This window comes from Sphingomonas sp. JUb134 (assembly GCF_004341505.2).
In the GTDB taxonomy this organism is placed as follows: Bacteria; Pseudomonadota; Alphaproteobacteria; order Sphingomonadales; family Sphingomonadaceae; genus Sphingomonas.
In genome coordinates this window covers 374,164-394,168 of record NZ_SLYP02000001.1, presented here as the reverse complement: position 1 = coordinate 394,168, position 20,005 = coordinate 374,164, and the positions used below count along the sequence as shown (strand labels likewise).

Annotated in this window: 17 protein-coding genes; 10 read left to right on the top strand and 7 right to left on the bottom strand. The window is 69.8% G+C overall.

Annotation, left to right across the window (positions count from 1 at the left end; translation table 11 throughout):
* Positions 1 to 109: 109 nt before the first annotated feature.
* The 4 genes from holA to EDF69_RS01660 are packed head-to-tail and all read right to left on the bottom strand — an operon-like array spanning position 110 to position 4,584.
* On the bottom strand, positions 110 to 1,123 hold the full coding sequence (gene holA / locus EDF69_RS01675; protein ID WP_132884197.1) for a DNA polymerase III subunit delta: 1,014 nt from the start codon (positions 1,121 to 1,123) through the stop codon (positions 110 to 112).
* A complete protein-coding gene (lptE, locus tag EDF69_RS01670; RefSeq protein ID WP_132884196.1) occupies positions 1,120 to 1,629 on the bottom strand; it encodes an LPS assembly lipoprotein LptE in 510 nt (169 codons plus the stop codon). Before lptE ends, holA begins: the two co-directional genes overlap by 4 nt.
* Entirely contained in the window at positions 1,626 to 4,127 is a 2,502-nt protein-coding gene (gene leuS / locus EDF69_RS01665) for a leucine--tRNA ligase (RefSeq protein WP_132884195.1), read from the bottom strand. Before leuS ends, lptE begins: the two co-directional genes overlap by 4 nt.
* A 16-nt stretch (positions 4,128 to 4,143) precedes the next feature.
* Entirely contained in the window at positions 4,144 to 4,584 is a 441-nt protein-coding gene (locus EDF69_RS01660) for a DUF3576 domain-containing protein (RefSeq protein ID WP_125959444.1), read from the bottom strand.
* Positions 4,585 to 4,788: 204 nt separating this feature from the next.
* Here EDF69_RS01660 and EDF69_RS01655 point away from each other — a divergent pair, with 204 nt between their 5' ends.
* On the top strand, positions 4,789 to 5,490 hold the full coding sequence (locus tag EDF69_RS01655; RefSeq protein ID WP_339537611.1) for a hypothetical protein: 702 nt from the start codon (positions 4,789 to 4,791) through the stop codon (positions 5,488 to 5,490).
* 12 nt (positions 5,491 to 5,502) lie between these two features.
* On the opposite strand, the gene EDF69_RS01650 is transcribed toward EDF69_RS01655, so the two are convergent.
* A complete protein-coding gene (locus tag EDF69_RS01650; protein WP_239555243.1) occupies positions 5,503 to 5,994 on the bottom strand; it encodes a thiamine phosphate synthase in 492 nt (163 codons plus the stop codon).
* A 58-nt stretch (positions 5,995 to 6,052) separates the two neighbouring features.
* Here EDF69_RS01650 and EDF69_RS01645 point away from each other — a divergent pair, with 58 nt between their 5' ends.
* Genes EDF69_RS01645 through EDF69_RS01635 form a run of 3 tightly spaced genes read left to right on the top strand, consistent with a single transcriptional unit; the run spans position 6,053 to position 7,811 of the window.
* A complete protein-coding gene (locus EDF69_RS01645; RefSeq protein WP_132884192.1) occupies positions 6,053 to 6,718 on the top strand; it encodes a YggS family pyridoxal phosphate-dependent enzyme in 666 nt (221 codons plus the stop codon).
* A complete protein-coding gene (locus EDF69_RS01640) occupies positions 6,718 to 7,380 on the top strand; it encodes an HAD family hydrolase (protein ID WP_132884191.1) in 663 nt (220 codons plus the stop codon). Before EDF69_RS01645 ends, EDF69_RS01640 begins: the two co-directional genes overlap by 1 nt.
* 44 nt (positions 7,381 to 7,424) lie before the next feature.
* Complete coding sequence (locus EDF69_RS01635) at positions 7,425 to 7,811, top strand: DUF1622 domain-containing protein (protein ID WP_132884190.1); 387 nt, start codon at positions 7,425 to 7,427, stop codon at positions 7,809 to 7,811.
* A gap of 39 nt (positions 7,812 to 7,850) precedes the next feature.
* On the opposite strand, the gene EDF69_RS01630 is transcribed toward EDF69_RS01635, so the two are convergent.
* Positions 7,851 to 10,004: a M3 family metallopeptidase gene (locus EDF69_RS01630; protein ID WP_132884189.1), complete on the bottom strand. Its 2,154-nt coding sequence runs from the start codon at positions 10,002 to 10,004 to the stop codon at positions 7,851 to 7,853.
* Between the two features lie 273 nt (positions 10,005 to 10,277).
* On the opposite strand from EDF69_RS01630, the gene EDF69_RS01625 reads away from it, so the two are divergent.
* The 5 genes from EDF69_RS01625 to EDF69_RS01605 all read left to right on the top strand — a co-directional run bounded on the left by EDF69_RS01625 (position 10,278) and on the right by EDF69_RS01605 (position 17,796).
* Positions 10,278 to 10,913 (top strand): ImuA family protein, encoded by a 636-nt coding sequence (locus tag EDF69_RS01625; RefSeq protein WP_239555584.1) that lies wholly within the window; start codon positions 10,278 to 10,280, stop codon positions 10,911 to 10,913.
* Entirely contained in the window at positions 10,831 to 13,086 is a 2,256-nt protein-coding gene (locus tag EDF69_RS01620; RefSeq protein ID WP_239555241.1) for a DNA polymerase Y family protein, read from the top strand. Before EDF69_RS01625 ends, EDF69_RS01620 begins: the two co-directional genes overlap by 83 nt.
* Positions 13,083 to 16,442 (top strand): error-prone DNA polymerase, encoded by a 3,360-nt coding sequence (locus EDF69_RS01615; RefSeq protein WP_132884188.1) that lies wholly within the window; start codon positions 13,083 to 13,085, stop codon positions 16,440 to 16,442. The genes EDF69_RS01620 and EDF69_RS01615 overlap by 4 nt, the downstream gene beginning before the upstream one ends.
* A 208-nt stretch (positions 16,443 to 16,650) precedes the next feature.
* Positions 16,651 to 17,424 (top strand): TSUP family transporter, encoded by a 774-nt coding sequence (locus tag EDF69_RS01610; protein WP_125959438.1) that lies wholly within the window; start codon positions 16,651 to 16,653, stop codon positions 17,422 to 17,424.
* A 120-nt stretch (positions 17,425 to 17,544) separates the two neighbouring features.
* Entirely contained in the window at positions 17,545 to 17,796 is a 252-nt protein-coding gene (locus EDF69_RS01605) for a GlsB/YeaQ/YmgE family stress response membrane protein (protein WP_125959437.1), read from the top strand.
* A 78-nt stretch (positions 17,797 to 17,874) separates the two neighbouring features.
* Here EDF69_RS01605 and EDF69_RS01600 read toward each other — a convergent pair whose 3' ends face one another.
* Positions 17,875 to 18,603 (bottom strand): SIMPL domain-containing protein, encoded by a 729-nt coding sequence (locus EDF69_RS01600; protein WP_132884187.1) that lies wholly within the window; start codon positions 18,601 to 18,603, stop codon positions 17,875 to 17,877.
* Positions 18,604 to 18,811: 208 nt separating this feature from the next.
* Here EDF69_RS01600 and EDF69_RS01595 point away from each other — a divergent pair, with 208 nt between their 5' ends.
* Entirely contained in the window at positions 18,812 to 20,005 is a 1,194-nt protein-coding gene (locus tag EDF69_RS01595) for an efflux RND transporter periplasmic adaptor subunit (protein ID WP_132884186.1), read from the top strand.

The following is a 20,005-nucleotide window of genomic DNA, read 5'->3' as shown; positions in this document are numbered from 1 at the left end:
TCTCGATACGCGGCTGCGCCGCTACTCGACGGCTACTCGGGATGAACGGGGGGTGGGGGAGGGGAGGTGCAGGTCAGGATTGGGCGTGTAGGGTTAGGGGCGTCGCCCCCTACCGCCGCACACTCCGCGCAGCCGCCACCGCAACGTGTGCGGTCAGCACGTCCCCCGCGCTCGCGCCCGACATGGTGGCGCGCTCGGTCTGTCGCAGCCGGTCGATCGCGCGGGCAAGTTGCGGCGAACTCCAGCGGCGCAGCGCGTCCATCGTCGGCTGCTTCTCGCGAAAGAACACCCGGTGGCGCTCGATCACGTCGGCCGGGCGATCGCCCGCGTCGATCTCGGCGCGCATCTCGGCGAGCGACAGGAGTTTGCGGACCGTCATGCGCAGCAGCGGCACCGAATGGTTGCCGCCGGCCTCCAGCGCCGCGACCTCGGCGCCGGCGGTGGCGGCGTCGCCGCCGACGATCGCGGCGATCGCACCGAACATCTCCGCCTCGCCCAGGTCTGCGCCGATCGCGTCGAGTGCGGGCAAGCCGGCGTCGCGGGGCTGGTCGGGCGCGGCGTCGAGGAACAGCGCCAGCTTCTCGATCTCGCGCGCCAGGATCGCGCGATCGCCGCCGCTCGCCACCGCAAGATGCTCGGCAGCCTCGTGGCTGAGGCGCAGGCCTTGGTCGCGCCCGAGCGCCGTCGCCAGTCGGGCGGCGGCTTGTGCATCGGGCACGTAGCAGGCGCACTCAAAGGCGTTGGACGCGGCCGACACGAGCTTCACCAGCTTGCCCGTGCCCTTGACTGCAGGGGCGAGCGCCACCACCGGGTTGCCGGCGCGCTCGGCGGAGAGCAGCAGCGTCACCGCCTCCAGCGATTCCTCGCCCATCGCGTTGACGCGGATGTAGCGGGCACCGCCGAACAGCGAGAGCGAGGCGGCTTCGTCGGCGAGCGCACCGGGCTGTGCCTTCAGCGCGCTGCCCTCGAACTCGATGCGCTCCGCCTCGGGGCCCATCGCGCGGGCGAGCCGCTGCGCGAGTTCGGCCGCACCGGCCTCATCGGGGCCGTGCAGCAGGTAGAGGCGGATGTCGGGAGCGGGCTTGTCGAGCCGCGGCCCGAGGGTATCAGGTTTGGCCTTCACTGCCCGGCGGGGAGGTCGGTCCGCTGCGCGTAGAGCGCTAGGCGGCTGATGATCTGGTCGGCGACGATGCCCGACAGCCGCTCCAGCGCCGACTGTTCGGCGGCGATGGTGGCGTATTCGGAGCTCACCACGTCGATGCCGACATCGGAGCCCGCAGTGGCGTCAAGCACCGTCTCGCCGCTCGCCGCATCGACCAGCTGGTAGCGCGCGCGCAGCGTCCGGCGCTCGCGCGTCACCGCATCGTCGCGGCGGACCCCCAGGCCGGTGATCTCGTCATCGAGCGTCACCTGCAGCCGGTAGCGCGGTGCGCCTTCGGCACGCAGTCGGTCGCGCAGCGCCGTCGACATCAGCCAGCCGTTCTGGCCGGGGATGGGGGCCACCTCGACGCCCGAGAGCAGCGCCCGCACCGGTCCGGACTCGCCGCCCGCATAGAGCGGCCGCAGACCGCAGCCGGTGAGGGCCAGCGGCAGGCAGGCGAGCAGCAGCGGGGCGGCGCGCCGGATCATGCGACGATGTTCACCAGGCGATCGGGTACCACGATCACCTTGCGCGGCGGCTTGCCCTCCATCGCGCGCTGGACGTTGGCCGAGGCGAGCGCCGCGGCCTCCGCATCCTCGCGCGAGGTGCCCTTGGGCAGGGTCAGCGTGTCGCGCAGCTTGCCGTTGACCTGCACCGCGACGGTGACTTCGTCCTCCACCAGCAGTGCGGCGTCGACTTCCGGCCAAGGTGCGTCGGCGATCAGCCCGTCGCCGCCGTTCGCGGCCCAGGCTTCCTCGGCGATGTGCGGCACCATCGGCGCCACCAGCCGCATCAGCGTGCGGATTGCCTGGGTGCGCGAGGCGGATGGCGCGGCCTTCTCGATCATGCCGGTCAGCTCATAGAGCTTGGCGATCGCCTTGTTGAACGCCAGCGCCTCGACGTCGGCGGCGATGCCGGCGATCGTCTGGTGCAGCTTGCGGTCGAGCGCCTTGTCGGCCCCCTCGGTGCCCGCCTGTTCGGCGAGGCCGTCGAACAGCCGCCACAGCCGCTGGACGAAGCGCCACGAACCCTCGATGCCCGCCTCGCTCCACGGCAGGTCGCGCTCGGGCGGGCTGTCGGACAGCATGAACCACCGCACCGCGTCCGCGCCGTACTGGTCGACGATCGGACCGGGATCGACGGTGTTCTTCTTGGACTTGGACATCTTCTCGACGCGGCCGACCGTGATGGCCTCACCGGTCGCGATCTCCACGCCGTCCTGCACTTCCGCAGGACCCAGCCAGCGGCCGTCCGAGGACTTGTAGGTCTCGTGCGTCACCATGCCCTGGGTGAACAGGCCGGTGAACGGCTCGGCCACGTCGATCAGGCCGGTGCGCTTGAGCGCGCGCGTCCAGAAGCGGGCGTAGAGCAGGTGCAGGATCGCATGCTCGACGCCGCCGATATACTGCCCGACCGGCAGCCACTGGGCGACGACATCCTTGTCGAACGGCTTGTCCTTGGGCTGGCTGGCGAAGCGGATGAAGTACCAGGACGAATCCGCGAAGGTGTCGAGCGTGTCGGTCTCGCGCCGCGCCGACTTGCCGCAGGTCGGGCAGTCGACGTGCTTCCAGGTCGGATGGCGATCGAGCGGATTGCCCGGTACGTCGAAGCTGACGTCCTCGGGCAGCACCACCGGCAGCTGGTCCTGCGAGACCGGCACCGCGCCGCAATCCTCGCAATGGATGATCGGGATCGGCGTGCCCCAATAGCGCTGGCGGCTGACGCCCCAGTCGCGGAGGCGCCAGACGGTCGTGCCTTCGCCCCAGCCGTCGGCTTCGCCGCGTGCGATCACCGCCGCCTTGGCGGCGTCCACGTCCATGTCGTCGAGGAAGTCGGAGTTCACCAGCTGGCCACCGCCGGTATAGGCCTCGTCGCCCTCGAACAGCGGATCGCGGCGCTCCCCGTCGGCCACCACGCGGCGCACCGGCAGCTGGTATTTGCGCGCGAAGTCCAGGTCGCGCTGGTCGTGCGCCGGAACGCCCATGACGGCGCCGGTGCCATATTCCATCAGCACGAAGTTGGCGATGAACACCGGCATCGGCAGCCCGGTGAACGGGTGCGTCGCGGTGGCGCCGGTGTCGTAGCCGAGCTTTTCCTGGGTCTCGATCTCGGCCGCGGTGGTGCCGCCCTGCTTGCAGCGATCGATGAACGCCTGTGCTTCCGGATCGCGCAACGCCGCCGCCTGGGCGATCGGATGGTCGGCTGCGACCGCGACGAAGCTCGCGCCAAAGATCGTGTCGGGGCGCGTCGAGAAGACCTCGACCGGCTGGCCGTCCGACACCTGGAAGCGGATCTTCATGCCGCGGCTCTTGCCGATCCAGTTCTCCTGCATCAGCTTGACCTTGTCGGGCCACTGATCGAGCGTCTGGAGGCCGTCGAGCAGCTCGTCTGCGAAATCGGTGATCTTGAGGAACCACTGGGAGAGCTTGCGCTTCTCCACCAGCGCGCCCGAGCGCCAGCCGCGGCCGTCGATCACCTGCTCGTTGGCGAGCACGGTCATGTCGACCGGGTCCCAGTTCACCGCCGATTCCTTGCGGTAGACGAGGCCGGCCGCATAGAGGTGCAGGAACAGCGCCTGCTCATGGCCGTAATAGTCCGGCTCGCAGGTCGCGAGCTCGCGCGTCCAGTCGAGCGCGAAGCCCAGCCGCTTCAGCTGCGCCTTCATCGTGGCGATATTGTCGCGCGTCCAGCCGCCCGGGTGCACGCCCTTTTCCATGGCGGCGTTCTCGGCCGGCATGCCGAACGCGTCCCAGCCCATCGGGTGGAGCACTTCGTATCCGGTCATGCGGCGGAAGCGCGCGAGCACGTCGCCCATGGTGTAGTTACGCACGTGGCCCATGTGGATGCGCCCCGACGGATAGGGGAACATCTCGAGCACGTAGCTCTTGGGGCGCGGGCTGTCGTCGCGGGCGGCGAAGGTGCGGCGGTCTTCCCACAGCTTCTGCCAGGCCGCATCCGCCTTCAGTGCATTGAAACGCGAGGCCATTTCAGGGGTGCTTGCCTCAGCCGATCAGCGCGCCGCGGCGCAGGTCGCGCGCACGGGTCAGGATAATGTCTTCCAGCTTCTGGACGGTGGCGGCCTGCACTGGCGCCTCCACCCACTGGCCGTTCTGCTGCACCTGGCGGAGCGCCGCCACGCGCAGGGCGTCGGCGCGCAGATCCTGGTCCAGGATGCTGACGGTGACCTTCATGCGCTCGGTCGGCGTGGCCGGGTTCACATACCAGTCGGTCACGATCACGCCGCCGTTCGAATCGGTCTGGAGCAGCGGCATGAAGCTGAGCGTGTCGAGGCTGGCGCGCCACAGATAGCTGTTGACGCCGATGGTCGTCACCTGGGAGGCGGCGAGATCGGCCTTCAGATCGTCCTTGCGGCTGCCGCAGGCGGTGAGCGTGAGGGCAATCGCGAGCGGACCCAGGATCGCGGTGCGCAACGGGCGGATCATCGGCGTTTCCTTGGAAGAACGGAACATCGGCTGCTTCTATAGAGGGTCGCGGTGCCGCCGCAAGCGGCGCGGCCCCGCAGGCAGTACCGGGCGGCATGTGGGCGGATTGCAACAGTTCACCGGAATCGTGTTCGGCCGGTGGCGACATGCAACCGAATCATGCTAGCGCACTTTTGAAGCGGGAGGAGAAACGGGGTGCTTACGATGCGCGCCATGGCTGGATTGGGGATCGGGGTGCTGAGCGCCGCCGGAGCCTTGATCGCGCCTGCGCTGGGTGCCCCGGAAGGCTCGCGTGCCGTGGCCTTTCGCCGTGCGGCCCCCGTCAGCAGCATCGGCGGCTTCACGCCCTCGTCTGCCGATCCCAAGCTCGCCGCGGTTCTCGCGCGCAGCGGGATCGACGGCAGCAGCTTCCGCTTTACGCCTTCGGAAGGCCAGCGAATCAGCAAGCGTGCCGTGACCGTTGCGGTGCGCGCGCGTACGCAGCCGGCTGCCGCTTCGGAACATGCGGCGGTCGACACCAACGTCGGCCCGACGCTTGCGCCTATCGCCTATAATCTCGGGACTTCGGTCGGCTGGAAGCGTTTCGCCGCCGTCGGCGATCTCGCCAAGCTCGACCTGGGTGCGCAGCCGGGCAATCGCGATCGCATCGGTGCGGCGGTCGGCAAGTCGACGCGTCGTACCAGCAGCGTGACCGTGGGCGGCGACAAGCCGCTCATCGACCAGGCCAAGCTGGTGGCGGATGTACCCAGCGCGTCGATCGGCGTCGGGGGCTCCTATTCGCTGACCCGCCACTTCGACGTGACGGCAGGCGTGCGCTACAAGTCCGACAAGGACCGGCTCCTGCGGACCGAGGACACGCGTCGGGACAGCCAGGCGCTCTACGTGGGCACCGCCTTCCGCTTCTGATCCGGCCGGGCGCTACCGCGTCCAGGCATCGATCGCAGCCCAGCCGTGAACGCCGAAGCCGGCCAGGCTGCGCGCGCGCCGTGCATCCATGCCGCCGAGTGCGATCACCGGGATGCCGGCTCCTCGAATCATCCTTCCAAAGCGGACTCGTCCGAGCGCGGGAGCGCCCGGGTGCGAGCGGGTGGCGAAGACCGGGGAGGCGAACACGGCGTCGACTCGGTCGCGGCGGGCGGCCACCACATCGCGACGATGGTGTGCGGGCCGAGTCGCGATCCCTTGCTTCGGGACTGCGCTGCGCATGCCATGCCGACCGTCGGCGCCTGGCAGGCGGGCGCCGGCGACGAGCAGCACCAGCCGCCGGCGCCGCGCGACGCGTCGAACACGCGCGAACAGCGCGGCCCGCTCTTGGGGCGGCAGCTGATAGTGGCGGAACACCACGCCCGCGCCGCGCGGCAGCCGTTCGAGCGCGTCCCATAGCGCCTCGCCCATCCGCGGGTCGGTCATCAGCCATTGGCGGGGGAGGGGCTGGCGGGCACGCATCGCGCTACCTATAGCGCCGGCAATGACCACCGACGATGCCCCCCAGCGGCTGGCCGATGTGCGCGAGCGGATCGCGCGCGCCGAGCAGCTCGCCAAGCGCCCGGCCGGCGCCACCAGCCTGATCGCCGTCTCCAAGACGCACGAGGCCCCCGCCATCGCCCCGCTGATCGCCGCGGGCCAGCGCGTGTTCGGCGAGAACCGCGTGCAGGAGGCGCAGGCGAAATGGCCGGCGCTGCGCCAGGGGACCCCGGACATCCAGCTGCACCTGGTCGGGCAGCTTCAGTCCAACAAGGCTGATGACGCGGTGGCGCTGTTCGACGCGATCCATTCGCTCGACCGGCCGTCGCTGGTCGCCGCCCTCGCCAAGGCGATGGACCGGCACGACCGACGCCCCGCCTGCTTCGTGCAGGTCGACATCGGCGACGAGCCGCAGAAGGGCGGCGTTGCCGTCTCCGAATTGCCGGCACTGCTTGCCGAGGCCCGGAGCGCCGAACTGCCGGTAATCGGGCTGATGTGCGTCCCGCCGCTGGAGCTGGAGCCGGCGCCTTGGTTTGCGCTGCTGGCGAAGCTCGCCGACGACAACGGCCTGCCGGGGCTCAGCATGGGCATGTCCGGCGATTACGAGACGGCGGTGACGCTGGGGGCCACCCATGTGCGGGTCGGCACCGCTTTGTTCGGGGCACGCTGATGCGGTTCGACGCGATCCTGTTCGACTTCGACGGTGTCCTGCTGGAAAGCGAATGGGCGGGGAACCGCCACCTCGCCGATTACCTGACGGCTGCCGGCCACCCGATCGACACCGCCGAGGCGATGGCGCGCTTCATGGGCCGCGCCGGCAAGGACTTCCTGGACGAGGTGGAGGCGTTCCTGGGGCGCCCGATCCCGGCCGATTTCCACGAGGCCCGCGCTGCCGAGGATGCGCGCGCGGTCGCCGAGGGGATCGAGGAAGTGGCGGGTGCGGTTGCCTTTGTCCGTTCGCTGCCGGGCGAACTGCCGCGCGCGATCGCCTCGTCGAGTTCGACGCGCTGGATCACCGCGCATCTCGACCATCTGGGCCTGCGCGACGCGTTCGGCGACAAGGTGTTCAGCGGACGCGAGCATGTCACCCGCGGCAAACCGGCACCGGACCTCTATCTCTTTGCTGCCGACGCGCTCGGCGTGCCGATCGAACGCTGCGTGATCCTGGAGGATTCGCCGGTGGGCGCAACAGGTGCGGTGGCATCGGGTGCGCACGTCATCGGCCTGTGCGCCGGCCAGCATTGCGGCATCGGCCACGCGGACGTGCTGCGCCGGATCGGCGTGCACGACATCGCCGGGGATTTCGAAGAGGTGGCGCGGCTGGTCGCCTGATCGCTTGGCCGGAACGCCGGTCCTGCCCGGCGGGTTGACGGGAAATGATCGACGATTCCCTGCTGCTTTCGGCCATCCACGGCGTCACGCGCGCGGTGGAGGTCATCGGTGTCACGGTGCTGCTGCTCGGCGCCGCCGTGTCCGGCGTGCGTTATGTCCGCGATCTGCGGCAGTGCCCGGCAGGCGTCGCCTACAAGCGGCTGCGATCCAACCTGGGCCGCTCGATCCTGTTGGGGCTGGAGCTGCTGGTCGCGGCCGACATCATCAACACGGTGGCGATCGAGCCGACGCTCGAAAGCCTGGCGGTGCTCGCCGGCATCGTCCTGATCCGTACTTTCCTCAGCTTCTCGCTGGAGGTGGAGATCGACGGGCGTTGGCCGTGGCAGGCCAGGAACGAACCCGATGGCGGCCGTGAGCAGCCCTCCGGCTGAGGTCCGCGGCACCGGCTGGCGCCGCGGACCTCCTGCCGCTTACTGCACCGGGAAGCCGCGGCGCTTGAACAGCGCGTTGACGTCCGGGTCGCGGCCGCGGAACGCGCGATAGGCCTGTTTGCGATCGGTCTCGTTGCCGGTCGACAGCAGCACGGTGCGGAAGCGATCGGCGGTCGCCTTGTCCCAGACGTTGCCCGTTTCGGTGAACGCCGCCCAGGTGTCGGCGTCCATCGTCTCCGACCACAGGTAGCTGTAATAGCCGGCGCTATAGGCGTCGGACGAGAACAGGTGGTTGAACTGCGGCAGGCGGTGCCGCATCACCATCTCCTTCGGCATGCCGAGCTGGGCCAGCGTCTCGCGCTCGAACGCATCGACGTCGGTCACCGGCGTGTCGCGGTCGTGCAGCTTCATGTCGACGATCGCCGACGAGAGATATTCGACCGTGTCGAAGCCCTGGTTGAAGGTCGACGACTTCTCGATCTTGTCGACCAGCGCCTGCGGCATCGGCGCGCCGGTCTGATAGTGCTTGGCATAGCGATCGAGCACGTCGCGGGTGAGCAGCCAGTTCTCGTTCACCTGGCTGGGGTACTCCACGAAGTCGCGCGGCGTGCCGGCGAGCCCCGGATATTTCACGTTCTGCAGGAAGCTGTGGATGGCGTGGCCGAACTCGTGGAACAGCGTGGTCGCGTCGTCCAGGCTGATGAGCGTCGGCTGGCCGGGGGCGCCCTTCACGAAGTTGTTGTTGTTGGACGCCAGCACGTTCCGGTGGCCGCCCAGCTCCTGCTGGCGGCGATAGGCCGTAGCCCAGGCGCCCGAGCGCTTGCCGGACCGAGCGTAGGCATCGAAGTAGAAGACGCCGACATTGTGCCCGTCGCGCTTGTCGGTGACGACAAAGGTGCGCACCGCCGGATCGAACACCGGGATCTGCCCCGTGTTCTCCTTGAACTCCAGGTCGTAGAGTCGGCCCGCGGCGTAGAGTGCACCCTGGAGGATGTTGTCGAGCTGGAGGTACGGCTTCACCTCGCTCTCATCGAGGTCGTACTTCGCCTTGCGCACCTTCTCTGCGTAGAAGCGATAGTCCCACGGCTCGATGGTGATCTTGGCGCCGCTCTGGTTGGCGAGCGCCTGCATGTCGGCGACCTCCTGGTGGACGCGGGCGACGGCGGCCGGCCACACGCGCATCATCAGCGACATGGCATTGGCGGGCGTCTCCGCCATGGTGTCGTCCATGCGGTACCAGGCGTGGTTCTGGAAGCCGAGCAGCTTGGCGCGCTGCTGGCGGAGCTTCAGGATCTCGGCGATCGTCGCATTGGTGTCGTTGGCGCCGCCGTTGTCGCCACGGTTGACGAAGGCGCGCCACACCTTTTCGCGCAATGCCCGATCGGTGGCGTAGGTCAGCACCGGCGCGACGGAGGAGCGGGTGTTGACGATCGCCCACTTGCCCGGGAGCTTGCGCTCGTCAGCCGCGGCCTTGAGCGAGGCGACAAAGCTGTCGGGCAGGCCCGCAAGCTGCTTGGCATCGTCGACGACGATCCAGGTCTCCTCGTCGGCCAGCACCTTTTCGCTGAACGCGTTGTAGGCGACCGACAGTGCCTGGTTGAGCTGCGACACCTGCGCCCGCTGCGCATCGGTGAGCAGCGCGCCGCGACGCACGAAGCTGCGATAGGTGCGCTCGAGCAGCCGCAGCTGCTTGGGATCGAGCTTCTGGCTGGCGCGGCTGTCGTACGCCGCCTTCACCCGCGCGAACAGCTTGGGGTCGAGGTAGAGCTCGTCATAAAAGGCGGAGAGCTTGGGGCTCCACTCGCGGTCGATCGCCTGCACCTCCTTGGTGGCGAGGTTGCTCGAATAGACGCCCCACATCGACTCGACGCGGTCCATCGTGTCGCCGGCGAGCTCCATCGGCTCGATCACGGTCTGGAAGGTCGCCGGGCGCGTGTCGTCGCGGATCTTGAGCACGTCGCGGCGAAGCTCGGCCATCGCGACCGGGAAAGCGGCGGGGAACATCGCCGGCGTCACCTTGTCCCAGGGCGGCACGCCGCCATAGGGGCCGCCCCAGGGGGCGAGCAGCGGGGTTGCATCGACGGAAGTCGAGGAGGGGGCCGCAGCGGCGGAAGTCTGCGCCATGGCGGCTCCTGCAGGGAAAAGGGCGAGGATCGTGGTCGCGGCCAGAACGGCGCGCAGGCGTGCGGTCATCAGGGGCTCCGATAAGGGTCGCAGGCGAGCCTAAGCATCGGGAAAGGAATGGCAAGCCGGCGCCCGCGCAAGGGTCGTGCGATCGGCGGTTGACTCGGGAGGGCATTAGAACAGAATAGGAACATGTCGAGTCCCTCGTGAGTCCTAGCTGTTGTCGTGACCCAAGCTCAAGCCCCTGTCCTGGACGCCTTGCGCGCGCAGCTGCGCGCCATCGAATGCGGCCGCTATCGCCGGCGCGAGGTGCTGCCGTTCGGCGTGCCGGCGCTCGACGAGATGCTGGCCGGAGGGGGGCTCGCGCTCGATGCGTTGCACGAGGTGGCAGGTGCCGGGCCGGACATGGCCGACGATTGCGCGGCGACGCTGTTCCTGGCCGGAATCGCCGCGCGCGCCTGGGGGCCCGTGCTGTGGGTGGTGCGCCGCCGCGACCTGTTCGCGCCGGGGCTCGCGCAGGTGGGGCTTGGGCCGCACCGGGTGCTCTATGCCGAGGCTGCCGACGATGCCGAGCTGCTCCAGCTAATGGAGGAGGGGCTGCGCCACCGGGGGCTGGGCGCCGTGATCGGCGAGGCCAAGCGCGTGCCCATGACCGCCACCCGCCGGTTGCAGCTGGCGGCGGAGGGCGGGCGCACCATCGCGCTGCTGCTGCGCCGGCATGGGCGCGCAGGCGCCGATCCGCTGGCGGTGCCCTCGGCCGCAGCGACGCGCTGGCGGGTGGCGTCGGCCCCCTCCACGCCGCTGCCGGTGGCCGGCGTCGGCCGCGCCCGCTGGAAACTCTCGCTCGTCCGCCAAAAGGGGGGCGAGCCCCGCGACTGGACCGTGGAGGCATGCGATGAAACGGGTCGCTGCGCTCTTCCTGCCCGACTGGCCGATCGACCGGCTGCGGCAGGCAGAGCGAACCGTCGCGCCGCCTGAAGCGGGACGCTCGGGCTCCGCCTTCGCTGCGATCGGCCGCGTGGCCGAGGCCGAACGCGCCAGCCAGTGCTCGGTGCCCAAAGAGGGCGGCTGGCGCCCCGGTGCGCGCTGGGCACGGGCCGAGGTGGAGGCTGCGATCGAGCAGCTGCCCACGCACCAGCGCCCGCCGCAGCGGGAGCTGGGCCGCACCAGCGTGGCCGCCGACCATCCTTTCAAGGCAGAGGGGCCGTTCAAGGACGTCCACCGCCAGGGCCGTCCGCTCGATGCTTCGCCCGCATCCGCCGCCTGGGCCGCAGATGCCGAGGCGGTCGACCGCGCGATCGCGGCGCTGCCGTTGCACCAGCAGCCGCCGTTCCGCGAGCTCAGCCGGCGGTCGGAGGTGATGGACCATCCGTTCAAAGCGATGCCGCCGGACGAGGGCGGGTGCAGCCATCACGCACTCGCCCAGCCGCAGGCGTTCCCCCGATCGGACCGGCCGACGCTGGCGCAGATGGCGGCGATGCCGGCAGTGCAATATCCGGGCGAGGGGCCGCACCCGGACGCGCACGGCCGCGAGCCGATCGCGGGCTATGCCGCCGCGGGCCGATTCTTCCAGACCGGACGCACGCTCGGCGACTTGGTCGCGCGGGTGTGCGTGGAGGAAGTGCCCGGTAGACTCGCCCCGGTGCGGGATGTGGTAGCGCTGGTCACCGTTGCCCGCCAGGGAGGACGCGTGGCGATCGCGGCGGCGTCTCCGGCGGCGCAGGCGCTGGGGCTGCGGCCGGGCATGGCGCTCACCCAGGCACGCGCGCAGGTGCCCGAACTTCAGGTGCGCGATGCCGATCCGGCGGGCGACCGGGCCGATCTGCGCCGGCTGGCGATGCTGCTCGCGCGCCGCTGGACGCCGGTGGTCGACCTGTCCGATCCCAACGGGCTGCTGCTCGACCTCACCGGGGTCGCGCACCTGCATGGCGGCGAGGTGCGCATGGCACTGCGGCTGGTGCGCCTGCTCGCGCGGCATGGCGTCAACGCCTGCGTCGGCATTGCCGATACGGCCGGTGCCGCCTGGGCGCTGGCCCGGCAGGGTGGGGCAGTGGTGCGGATCTGCCCGCCCGGTGCCCAAGCCGAGGCGCTGGACCCGCTGCCGGTCGGGCTGTTGCGGCTTCCGGAAAGCGCGATCGAGCTGCTCGCCCGACTGGGCGTGACGACGATCGGCCAGCTGCGGGCGCTCCCTCGCGGGCAGCTGGCCCGGCGGTTCGGCGATGCGGTGCTCGCCCGGCTGGACCAGGCGCTGGGGGCGCGTGCCGAACCGCTCGATCCGGTGGTGCCGCCGGAGCGCGTTCAGGTCCGCCAGCGCTTCGCCGAGCCGATCGCCACCGCAGAGGCGATCGCGCACTGGCTGGGCGAACTGGTGCCCCGGCTGGTGGCGGTGTTGCGGAAAGCCGGGCTGGGCGCACGCCAGGTGGAACTGGTGCTCGATCGCGTCGACGGCGTGCCGCAGCGGCTGCGCATCGGGCTCGCGCGTGCCAGCCGCGACTCCGAGCATTTGTTGCGACTGCTGGGGCGGCGGATCGAGACGGTGGAGCCCGGCTATGGCATCGACGCCATGGCGTTGCACGTGCGCCGCGCCGAGCCGCTGGGCGCGGAGACGCTGGGTGCCGCGCTGGTCGAGGACACGCCGCCGGACCTGGGGCCGCTGGTCGACCAGATCGTCAACCGCATCGGCGCGCAGCGCATGTGGCGGGTGGTCCCGGTGGAAAGCGATGTGCCCGAACGCGCATCCACGCGGGTGGCGCCGCTCGACCCCACCGATACACCCGCGGCGCAGCTGCGCGAGGACGACGTCCGCCGGCTCGACGGTCGCGAGGCCGACCACCCCTGGCACCTGCGCTGGCCGCGTCCGGTGCGCGTGCTGCGCCGGCCCGAGCGGCTCGATCATGTCATGGCCGAATTGCCCGACCAGCCGCCGCGGCGCTTCACCTGGCGCGGGGTGCCCCATGTGGTGGTGCATGCCGACGGACCGGAACGGATCGCGGGCGAATGGTGGCGCCGCCCGGCCGAGCGCGATGCGGTGCGCGACTATTTCCGGGTGGAGGACGAGCACGGCCATCGCTTCTGGCTGTACCGTAGCGGCGATGGCTTGCGTGGGGAGACGGGCGACCTCAGCTGGTGGCTCCAGGGCATGTTCGCATGACCTATTCGGAGCTTCAGGTCACCACCCACTTCTCCTTTCTGCGCGGTGCGTCGTCGGCGGAGGAGCTGTTCGGCACCGCGTCCGAAATGGGCATGCCGGCACTCGGCATCACCGACCGCAATTCGGTGGCGGGCATCGTCCGCTCGCTGGTCGCCGCGCGTGAGGTGAGCGCGCAGGGCAACCCCATCCGCCTTGTGGCCGGGTGCCGGCTCGACCTCGTCTCCGGCGCGTCGCTGCTGGTGTGGCCGGAGGATCTGGCGGGCTGGTCGCGGCTCACCCGGTTGCTGACGCTGGGCAAGAAGCGCGCCGATCCGCAGCACGGCGAAAAGGGGCAGTGCTTCCTCCATTGGGACGATCTGGCCGATACGCAGGGGCTGGTCGGATCGCTCGTGCCCGGCATCGACGGCGTGCGCGAGGAGGAGCTGCGCTGGATGGCCGACCTGTTCGGGTCGGACCGCGGCCATGTCTGCCTGACCTATCACCGCCGGCCCGGAGACCGGCTGCGGCTGCATCGCACGGCCGAGGAGGCCGCGCGCTTCGGCTTGCGGCCGCTCGCCACCGGCGACGTGCTCTACCACGAGCCCGGACGCCGTATGCTGCAGGACGTGGTGACGGCGATCCGCTGCAAATGCACCATCGACGACCTGGGATTGCGTCGGGAGCGTTCAGCCGATCGCTGCTTCGTGCCGCCCCAGACGATGGAGCGTCGCTTCGCCGATCTGCCGGAGGCGATCCACGCCGGCGCGGCGATCGTCGAGCGCTGCACCTTCTCGCCGACCGAACTGAGCTACCGCTATCCCGACGAGATCGTGATGCACGGCCGGACGCCGCAGGAAGCCCTGGAGCAGCTGGCGCGCAAGGCACTGGACGCGCTGTTCCAGCAGCCGCCGTTCCACGGCCGGCCGGACCAACGCTACATCGACAAGCTGGAGTATGAGCTCGAGCAGGTCAGGCTGATGGACTATGCGGCCTATTTCCTGACCGTCAATTCGATCGTCACCTATGCCCGCGCGCAGGACATTTTGTGCCAGGGGCGGGGCTCGGCGGCCAATTCGGTGATCTGCTATGTGCTCGGCATCACCTCGATCGACCCGGTCGAGCACCAGCTGCTGTTCGAGCGATTCATTTCCCCCAATCGCGGCGAACCGCCCGACATCGACGTCGACTTCGAGCATGAGCGGCGCGAGGAGGTGATCCAGTGGATCTACCAGACTTATGGCCACGACCATGCCGCGCTGACCGCGGTGGTCAGCCGCTTTCGCGCACGCGGCGCGGTACGTGAGGTCGGCAAGGCGCTCGGGTTGCCGGAGGACATGACGGGTGCGCTCGCCGGCCAAGTGTGGGGCTGGTCGAGCGAGGGCGTGGCCGACGCGCATGTCGATGCGCTCAACCTCGACCGTTCCGATCCGCGGCTGGCGCTGACGCTGGAGCTGGCGCGCGAGCTGATCGGCACGCCCCGCCACCTGTCGCAGCATCCCGGCGGTTTCGTGCTCGCGCGCGACCGGCTCGATGGGCTGGTGCCCGTAGAGCCCGCCGCCATGGCCGATCGCTGGGTGGTGGAATGGGAAAAGGAGGATATCGAGGAACTCAATTTCATGAAGGTCGATATCCTCGGCCTCGGCATGCTCGGCTGCATGCGGCGCGCGTTCGACCTCTTGGGCGAGCACAAGGGGCTGGCGCTGACGCTCGCCTCGCCCGAGCTGCAGAAGGAGGATCCGGCCACCTTTACGATGATCCAGCGCGCCGACACGCTGGGCGTCTTCCAGATCGAGAGCCGCGCGCAGATGGCGATGCTGCCGCGGATGCTGCCCGAGACCTTCTACGACATCGCGATTCAGGTCGCGATCGTCCGCCCCGGCCCGATTCAGGGCGACATGGTGCACCCCTATCTCAAGCGGCGCGAGCAGAAGCGGCGCAACCCCGACATCGAGTTCGACTATCCGAGCCCGCGGCTGAAGGCGGTGCTGGAAAAGACGCTGGGCGTGCCGCTGTTCCAGGAACAGGCGATGAAGGTCGCGATCGAGGGCGCCGGCTTCACGCCTGCGCGCGCCGACGAGCTGCGCAAGGCGATGGCAACGTTCAAATATACGCAAGGCGTGGGCCAGTTTCGCGAGGAGCTGATCGCCGGCATGAACAAGAACGGCATCTCCGAAGGCTTCGCCGATCGGCTGGTGAAGCAGATCGAGGGCTTCGGCAGCTATGGCTTTCCCGAGAGCCACGCCGCCTCCTTCGCCAAGATCGCCTATGCCTCGTCGTGGATGAAGTGCCACCATCCCGACGTGTTCTGCGCGGCGCTGCTCAACGCGCAACCGATGGGCTTCTACGCGCCCGCGCAGATCGTCCGCGACGCGCGCGAGCATGGCGTGGAGGTACGGCCGGTGTGTATCAACGACAGCCGCTGGGACACGCGGCTGCTGGGGGCGTCGCCGGAGACGTTGGAACCGGAGGCAGCGGCCGCGATGCGCCTGCCGCTGCGGCTGGGGTTCAAGGTGGTGCACGGCCTGTCCAACGGCGATGCCGCACGGCTGGTGATGGCGCGCGGTGCAACGCCGTTCACCTCGGTCGAGGATGCGTGGCGGCGGTCGGGCGTGCCGCTTGCGGCGCTGGAAAAGATCGCGCGCGCCGACGGGTTCCAGGCGCTGGGGCTCGACCGGCGGCAGGCGCTATGGGCGATCAAGGGGCTGGCGGCGGCGCCGCTGCCGCTGTTCGCCGCGGCCGACGCGCGCGCGGGCGGGCTGACGCCGGAAGTGGCGGAGGCGCCGGTTACGCTGGAGCCGCTCACCGCCGGGCGCGAGGTGGTGGAGGATTACCGCGCCACCCAGCTGTCGCTGCGCGCCCACCCGCTCACCTTCCTGCGTGGCGAACTGGAGGGCGAGGGCGTCGTCCCGTGCAAGGCGCTCGGCTCGCTCAAGGACGGGCGGCGGGTCGAGGTGGCGGGCGTGATCCTGGTCCGCCAGAAGCCGGGCAGCGCCAAGGGCGTGCTGTTCATCACCATCGAGGACGAGACCGGGGTCGCCAACGCGATCCTGTGGCCGGACCGGTTCGAGAAGCAGCGCCGCACCGTCATGTCGGCGGCGATGGTGTCGATCGTCGGCCGGGTGCAGCGGGAGGGCGAGGTGATCCATGTCATCACCGACCGGGTGGTGGATCGCACCCCGATGCTGCGGAGCATCGGCGACCTCGAGCTGCCGCGCCTCACCGGCCGCGGCGATGGCGCCACCCATGGCAGCGGCCCCGACCCGCGCGACGCCAAGCCGCCGGCGGTGTGGAAGCCGCGCACTCACTACCACCCGCCGTTCCGCACCGGCTGCGCCCCCGAGGACGTGATTCCGATCCGCTCGTACGATTTTCATTAAGGTGCGCGATCCGAAAGGCGCCCGCAACACCTGCCGTACTCCCGAAAAGGCCCCAGGGCTCTGGCGCTATCGCCGGTGCTCTGCTGGGCCCTGGATCCCTGCCGGCGGGGGCATACGTCCATTGCTCCGGGCCAGCGTGCGTTTCGCGAAGGTCTGGTGAAGGCCGGACCCGCTGGCCTCCACCGCCACCTGCGCCTAAGCGCGGCGTATGGAGTTCGCCGCCGAAACGCTTGCCTTCCTCGCCGCCATCGCCTTCCTTGCCGGCACCATCGACGCGCTGGCGGGCGGGGGCGGGTTGCTGACGCTGCCGGCGATGATGGCGGCCGGGGTGCCACCGGTGGCGGCGCTTGCCACCAACAAGCTGCAAAGCACGATCGGCACCGCGTCCGCCTTCCACACCTTCTGGCGGGCGGGCCATGTCGACCTGCGCCAGTTCGCGGTGCCGGCCGCCGCCGCCTTTGCCGGATCGGCACTGGGCGCGACCGCCGTGCAGCACATCAGCTCCGCGTTCCTCGCTGCGTTCATGCCGGTGCTGTTGATCGCGATGGGCCTCTATTTCCTGCTCGCGCCACCCATGAGCCAGGTGGATCGCCACGCGCGGATGGGCAGAGCGGGCATCACCCTGATCGTCGCAGGAATCGGCTTCTACGACGGCTTCTTCGGTCCCGGCACCGGATCCTTCCTGACGCTGGCGCTGGTGGCATTGGGCGGCCTGGGGCTGGTGCGCGCGATCGCCAACACCAAGCTGCTCAACCTGTCGACGAACGTCGCCGCCCTGATCGCGATGGTGGCCGGGGGCCATGTGCTGTGGCAGCTGGGGGCGGTGATGGCGGCGGCGAACGTCGCGGGCAACCAGCTGGGCGCCCGCCTGGCGATCCGCTTCGGCGGCAGCGGCATCCGCCCGCTGCTGGTGCTCATGTCCGCGGCGTTGACGATCAAGTTGCTGGCCGACCCCGCCAATCCGCTCTGGACCCTGTTCTAGACTGCCACCGCCGGCGCCACACGACCGCCAATATTCGTGACGGCGCCGGAACCTTCCGCCGGCTTGCGAGTCCTAGCTTCAACAGACCCGACAGGCGGTCGAAACGGAGGGACGAGTACAATGGGCGTCATTATTTGGCTTATCGTTGGCGGTGTCGTGGGTTGGCTGGCCAGCATGGTCATGCGGACTGACGCACAGCAGGGAATCATTCTGAACGTGGTGGTCGGCATCATCGGCGCGTTCATTGCGTCGCTGATCTTCGGCGCGAACATCAACGACGGTATCACGGTGACGTCGTTCATCACCTCGCTCGTCGGCGCGATCATCCTGCTGGCGATCGTGAACCTGGTCCGTCGCGGAACCGTTCGCTAAAACAGCGACGATCTCCGGATCCAAAGAAAAGGGCCGTCCCTTCCGGGGCGGCCCTTCTTCTATGTGCCGCGCAGGCGATCAGCGGAGCAGGAAGCGGACCGTCACGGTTGCGGTGATGTCCTGCTCGCCGGCGGCCATCGGCGTCGAATCGGCAGCCACGGACGCCATGCGAGCCTGGACCATCACCGGCGGCGGCGCGGAGGGCACATCGCCTTCCGCGATGGTCAGGATGCGGTCGACGCGCAGCCCCGCGGCTTTGGCATAGAGTTCGGCGCGCGCGCGCGCCTTGGCGATGGCATCCGCCCGTGCCTCGTCGAGCGCCTGGTCGGCGGCGTCGACCGAGAGATCGGGTCCCTGGATCTGGTTGGCGCCCTCGGCCACCAGCGCGTCGAGGATGGCGCCGCTCTTCGCAATGTCCCGGAACCGCACCGACACCTGATTGGATGCCTGATAGCCCGTGATTACCGGCGGCACGTTCTCCGCATAGCGATACTGCGGCTGGAGCCCGATCTGGGCGGTCTGGATGTCACGCGGGGCGACGCCGGCCTTGCGGAGGGCGGCCACGACGCGGTTCATGCGGGTGGAATTTTCCTGAAGGGCGGCCGCAGCGGTCGCGGCCTGGGTCACGACACCCGCCCGCAACGTCGCCACGTCGGGGACGCGCGTCGCCTTCCCCTGGGCGACCACGTCCAGCAGCGTGGCATCGAGCAACACCGGCGCAGGGGCGACCTGCTGTGCGGCGGCCGGCACCGCGATCCCGGCAATGCCCGTGGCCAGAGCGGCGGCGAGAACAGGAAGGCTGCGCATCGAGGTTTTTCTCCACAAGAACTTTGGGGGGCGGCGCCCCGGTGGTGGTCTTCTCCTGCCTCTTCGCACGACAACGCAAGCTGAACGCCGGTTTCACTTGCGAGCGGCCGTGCCAGCGGGCAATCCCCGGCGACCGGATGCCCTTGAGGTGGGTGCCCTATTACTATAACACAGTAATGCAGACAGCCGGTCGGGGGAGTGGGCGTAGATGGAGTATGAGGCGAAGGCGATCGATGGGGAGGATCGCCCTCAGCTGAGCGGGCCGGAGGCGCCGGTGCGCCGCCGCCGCAAATGGATCATCGCTGCCGCAATCCTGCTGCTGCTTGTGCTGGTCGGCTGGTTCGCGTTCGGTCGCGGCGAGGAGGAGGGCGCAGCCGCGGCCGGTGCGCCGCCGACGAGCGATTCGCAGGTGCCGACCGTCAGTGTGATGGTGCCCGGGCGGGAATCGATCCAGACGGTCGTCACCGGAACCGGTTCGCTTGCCGCACGTCGCGAGATGCCGATCGGCGTCGCCGGCGAGGGCGGCGAAGTCACGCGCGTGCTGGTCGAGCCCGGCAGCTGGGTGCGCGAAGGGCAGGTCCTCGCAACGGTGGATCGTTCGGTCCAGGCGCAGACGGCCGAATCGCTGGCGGCTCAGGTGCGGGTCGCGCGGGCTGACGCGCGCATCGCCCAGACCGAGCTGGATCGCTCGCAGCAGCTGCTCGGCCGCGGTTTCGTCTCCAAGGCCGACATCGACCGCAAGACCGCGACTCGCGACGCTGCCCAAGCACGGGTCCGCGTCGCCGAAGCGCAGTTTGCCGAGACCCAGGCGCGCAACCGCCGGCTCGACATTCGCGCGCCTGCGGCCGGACTGGTGCTGACCCGCACCGTCGAGCCGGGACAGATCGTCTCCTCGGGCAGCGGCACGCTGTTCCGCATGGCGATGGGCGGACAGATGGAGATGCGGGCCCAGCTTTCCGAGGCGGACATCGCCCGCATGACCGTGGGCGTTCCGGCCGAGGTGACGCCGGTCGGCACCACCAGGACCTTCCGCGGCGAGGTGTGGCAGGTCTCGCCCGTGATCGATCCCGATCGGCGCCAGGGCACGGTGCGCATCGCGCTGTCCTACGACCCCGCGTTGCGGCCCGGCGGCTTCGCCACCGCGCGCATCCTGTCGGGCGCCCGCGCCGCACCGCTGCTTCCCGAGTCGGCGGTATTGAGCGACGGCAAGGGCAATTACGTGTATGTTCTCGACGACAAGAATCAGGCGCAGCGGCGCGCGGTGACCGTCGGCGAAGTGTCGGACGCGGGCGTTGCCGTCGCCGACGGGCTCAACGGCACCGAGCGGGTGGTGGTGAGCGCGGGCGCTTTTCTGAACCCCGGGCAGAAGGTCAATCCGGCACTGCGCAAGACGGGACGCTAA